Genomic DNA, 4,491 nt, shown 5'->3' with positions numbered 1-4,491 from the left:
GGCCGTGCTTGATCGTCGCCAGCCGGGTCTCGCTGTCCAGCGTGACAAGCCTGCCGGTACCGCGCGCTGGCGTCTCGTCAGTTGGCGCCATGCGCATAAGACCTGCGCTCAGCGCGCTTTCGCTGTCGATCAGGAACTGCGCTGACGCGACCACTTCCTCGCCCGGCGCGAGCCCTTGAACGATTTCGGTCCGGCCGCCCTCGCCGAAATTGTCACGCAGACCGGATGTAACCAGCCGCGGCTTAAAGGTTCCTTCGCCGGTCTTCAGAATCACGCGCTCAGCTGAACCGGTCCGGATGACTGCTTCAGACGGCACTGTCAATGCCGTTCGCGTCCGGGCCGGGACAAGACTTACGGTTCCGAACATGTTGGGCCTCAAAAGCCCCTCCGAGTTGTCGAATCTTAGCCGCACCGGCAGTGTGCGGGTCTTGGGGTCGAGTTCGGGATAGATATAATCGATTTCGCCCTCGAACGTGCGCCCGGCCAGATGCTCGAAGCGGGCGACCGCGCGCATGTCTTCGCTGAGCCGCGCGATGTCCCGCTCGAATACGTCAACGATCAGCCAGACGGTTTTCAAGTCGCTAAGTGAAACTGCGAGCGTCCCAGGCTGAAGATACATGCCATCGGCAGCCGAAAGCGCGATCACGACGCCGTCTTGCGGAGCTTCGATCCTGATGCTCCGTGCAAGTTCACCGCTAGCTTCGATCTCCGCAATCTGAGACTCCGACATACCGTGGCTAAGAAGCTTGTTCCGGGCGGCGTCGAGAATTCTGGCGTCTCCCGCCTTGACGGCGCGGACCAAGTCGCCGGTCGCCGCGCTGATCACTGGCGAGAACATCTCGAACAGGACGTCGCCTTTGAGCACACGGTCGCCGATGGCTCGGGTTTTTAATTTCTCGATCCACCCGTCGGCGCGGGTGTGGACATGGCTTGTCCGATGCTCGTCGTATCGCACGAAGCCGACGGTCTCTATCCTCGCCGATATGTCCGACATCCGTGAAACCGCGGTGCGTACACCGATTGCATTGACTTCGGCCGGTGAGAGCGACACTTCAGCGGGATCACCTGCGGGCTCCTGACCGGCATAGACAGGGATCAGGTCCATGCCCATCGGTGATTTCCCGGGGTCGTCGCGCCGGTAGTTTGGATCCATCGGAGCAACCCAGTACAGGATCTCAGGGCCGTCCGAGGCCGGGCTTTCAGTAAAGTTTAGGTATGTCCGTTCCAGAAGAACCCCGCCCACCGTTCCTGCGGCAAGGGCAAGGATGCTGAGCGCTGTGTAACGTCCGCGCATGATAACCTCCAGGCTGATCTTTCCGAAGCAGCCTATGTTGTTGACAAATTGCCGGCGCGTTTGAGGACTGCCGCCGGAAGCGAAATTCGTCAAACGTGCTTGGGAGGCCGGACCGGGGGGGGTGTTTCCAGGTGAACACCGAAATTGCTCGCTCCGGCTTTTAGGTGGAGCGAGGAAGCTATCATGGCGGCAGGCGGGATAGCCGCGGACGGCAAGTCGGAGCTAAAGCATGAGCCGCCGATGCAACGGGCAGAAACCGGATCGTATGCGCACCCGTAACGATCATCACTTTGCGATGGTGTCACCGGTCGAAGGGAGTGATCGGTCTCGGAAAAAGATGAGTGATCGGCTTCCCCTGCGAGGCTTCCCTGATGTGACATGTCCAAAGCCATCGAGGACATAAAATTCGTCGCAAAGGAAAATGCCAGTGCGACGAAAATGATGGTCACGCGCCGTGCCAGACATATCAAGAATCTGCTGTCCACGTTCTGCATATAGCTGCGCTTTGCCTGGCTGCCAAGCCGTCCGGCCAAGGATCTTATCCTTCGGATTGCCGGCCGCTGTCACAAACCGAGCGGCAGTTCACTTCGCGCTCTTCCTATGGGACATTTTCCTGAGTTGGAGCCGCTGGCGAACCTGTTTCAGTTCGGCAACTGCGCTTCAATCGGGATCTTGAATGGGCGCGCGCTACCCCCAACTGCGACCCTTGTTAGAAAACAGTATCTTGCCTGACGAGAGGAAACGAAATGGGAGCTGTTTACAGCCAGCTGAGTATCGCGGAACGACGCAAGATTGAACGCTGGAGGCATGCGAAGGTCCCTGTGAACGAGATGGCGCGTGTCCTCGGGCGCTGCAGATCGACGGTATTCGGGGAGTTGAAGCGGAACCATTTCTCGGATCCTTGCCTGCCGAAATGTGATGGCTGTTATGGCGCCACAGCCCAGCTGATGGCGGCCGACCGGCGCGCGAGGCAACGCAAGCTGATCCGTCATCCGGAGTTGTGCCGCCGTGTCGTCGAGCGGCTGAAGAATGGCCGGATGCCAGAACAGATCGGCAACCGGATGATCCATGAAGGCGCCAGGCTGCGGGTCTGCCAGGAAACCATCTACCGCTACATCCATTCCAAGGAAGGTATGGCGCAGGAGCTTTGGTGGTATCTGCCTGCCCACCGTACGGCCCGCAGGCCGAGGCGGGCCCGCAAGCGCCAGAAAGCAAAATTCCATCGTGATGCCAGTATCCTGTTCCGGCCCGGCGCCGTAGCGCACAGGCGTCAATCCGGCCACTGGGAAGCAGATCTTATGCTGGTCAAACAAAGCCTTGGACAGTCCAGCGCGACCTCAATGGTTGAGCGTGTCAGCCGCTTCACGGTTCTCTTAAAGAACCCGGACAAGCGTACCAAACCGGTTATGCCTTGCCCGTCAGGCGATTGCGAAGCCATCTGCCGAGAGGGGCAAGATCATGAAAGCAAGCAGCGACTTGCCTCTGGCTGCCCGCAAATCCATCACTTTCGACCGCGGCACCGAATTCGTGTCCTGGCCGCATCTGCAAGCACAGACCGGTACGCAGACATGGTTTTGCGCCCCCTCCTCTCCTTGGCAAAAGGGCACGGTTGAGAACACCAACCGGCGGGCCCGGCGATGGCTCCCGCGGAAGCACGATATCCGGCAGCTCTCAGATCACGACATGAAAGTAATTTGCGACCGTCTTAACAACACGCCCCGCAAATGCCTTGGGTGGAAGACGCCCGCGGAGGTCTTCAGAGAGAAAATGATGGAAGAACTGGGCCGCTCCCCCAACCCTCAGAGGCAATAGGTGCCGCGGTTCAGGTGTCGCTCACAGAAACACATGTTTTCCGGGACCTTTCCCGCGCCGGGAAACGTTACCCGCCTAAGGCACAGGAAAGGCGAAAAGGAAAACGCCCCGCCAAGTGCGGTCTCCGTTCTATTGCAACCGGCTTCACACCTTCGGGTCCGGGTTCACCGTATGACCGTCCACGGCAATAACCTGCCCCGACACCAGCCGCGCCGCGTCCGAGCCGAGGAACACCGCCATATTGGCAATATCGCCGGCCTCCACAAACCGCCCCATCGAGGTTCCGGAGGCATAGCCCGCATAGACCTCGTCCCGGGTCATTCCCTTGGCCGCCGCCTCGCGTTCCAGCACGCCCTCCATCCGCGGCCCTTCCACCGCGCCGGGGCAGACCGCATTGGCGCGGATGCCAAAGGGGCCAAGCTCCATCGCCAATGTCTTCATTAGCCCGATCACCGCCCATTTCGCCGAAGCATACGGCGCCCGGTTGGGATAGCCGTACTGCCCCGCGGTCGAGGACGTCACGATGATCGACCCGGCCTTCGCCGCCTTCATCAAAGGTGCGGCATACTTTGCCGCCAGAAAGCAGCCCTCCAGGTTGACGCTGACGCATTTGCGCCAATCCTCTAGCGCGATATCCTCAATCAGCGCAGTCGGCCCGGCGACACCTGCATTGGCGCAAAGCACATCCAGCCCGCCCCAGACCTCGGCGATCTCCGCAAACAATGCCTTGACCCCGGCCTCGTCGGTGGCATCCACCGCTGTGCTGCGCCAGCCTGCCGGTACATCCGCCAGCGTCATGGCACTCACATCTGTGACCCAGACCTGATGCCCGGCGGCGGCAAAACCCTCTGCCATCGCCCGCCCGATGCCGGAACCGCCGGCGGTAACCAAAACCCGGCTCATCTCGGCGCTCCGATCGCACGGCCCAACCCGTCCGGCACCGGCAGTGCCGCATGGGCTTCGGCCAACTTCACCAGATTGGCCTCGATATGCGGCGCAGGCGGGGCGGAGCGCCGGGTCGCAAGATCCACATGCAGCAGCATGTGCTCCCCTGTCGCCAGCAGCCGCTCGCCGGAGAACATCTCGTGCCACAGATGCATCTTCTTGCCCGCGCCCATGATCACCCGGGACCGCACCTGGATCGGATCGCCCGCATGCACCTCGTCAATATGGCGGATATGGGTCTCGGCGGTGAAGTAGCTGCCGCCATTGGCAATATACTCCGCATCGCAGCCGATGATTATCATCAGCCGGTCGGTGGACTGGGCAAAGGCATCCAGGTACCGGCTCTCGGTCATATGGCCGTTGTAATCAGTCCAGTCCAGCGGCACCACGCGGCTCTGGGTCAGCACCGGCTGGCTCAGATCTTCCAGGTCGTCAAACAA

At 60.9% G+C, this 4,491-nt stretch carries 5 protein-coding genes; 2 read left to right on the top strand and 3 right to left on the bottom strand.

Features of this window, described 5'->3' with window-relative positions:
• Positions 1-1,294: efflux RND transporter periplasmic adaptor subunit (locus tag A2I95_RS26440; RefSeq protein WP_291734698.1), on the bottom strand; the 1,294-nt coding region annotated here is incomplete at its 3' end.
• A gap of 746 nt (positions 1,295-2,040) precedes the next feature.
• On the opposite strand from A2I95_RS26440, the gene A2I95_RS26435 reads away from it, so the two are divergent.
• The gene (locus A2I95_RS26435; protein ID WP_291734696.1) at positions 2,041-2,907 is read left to right on the top strand and encodes an IS30 family transposase; all 867 of its coding nucleotides are present in this window, start codon (positions 2,041-2,043) and stop codon (positions 2,905-2,907) included.
• The gene (locus A2I95_RS26430; protein WP_291734701.1) at positions 2,795-3,106 is read left to right on the top strand and encodes an IS30 family transposase; all 312 of its coding nucleotides are present in this window, start codon (positions 2,795-2,797) and stop codon (positions 3,104-3,106) included. The genes A2I95_RS26435 and A2I95_RS26430 overlap by 113 nt, the downstream gene beginning before the upstream one ends.
• Before the next feature lie 144 nt (positions 3,107-3,250).
• Here A2I95_RS26430 and A2I95_RS26425 read toward each other — a convergent pair whose 3' ends face one another.
• Entirely contained in the window at positions 3,251-4,009 is a 759-nt protein-coding gene (locus tag A2I95_RS26425) for an SDR family oxidoreductase (protein ID WP_291734694.1), read from the bottom strand.
• On the bottom strand, positions 4,006-4,491 hold a 486-nt coding region (locus A2I95_RS26420), incomplete at its 5' end, for a thioesterase family protein (RefSeq protein WP_291734692.1). The genes A2I95_RS26425 and A2I95_RS26420, both read right to left, overlap by 4 nt.

This window comes from Leisingera sp. F5, assembly GCF_001593695.1.
The sequence above is the reverse complement of the archived record's forward strand: the minus strand, read 5'-3'. Positions and strand labels throughout refer to the sequence as shown.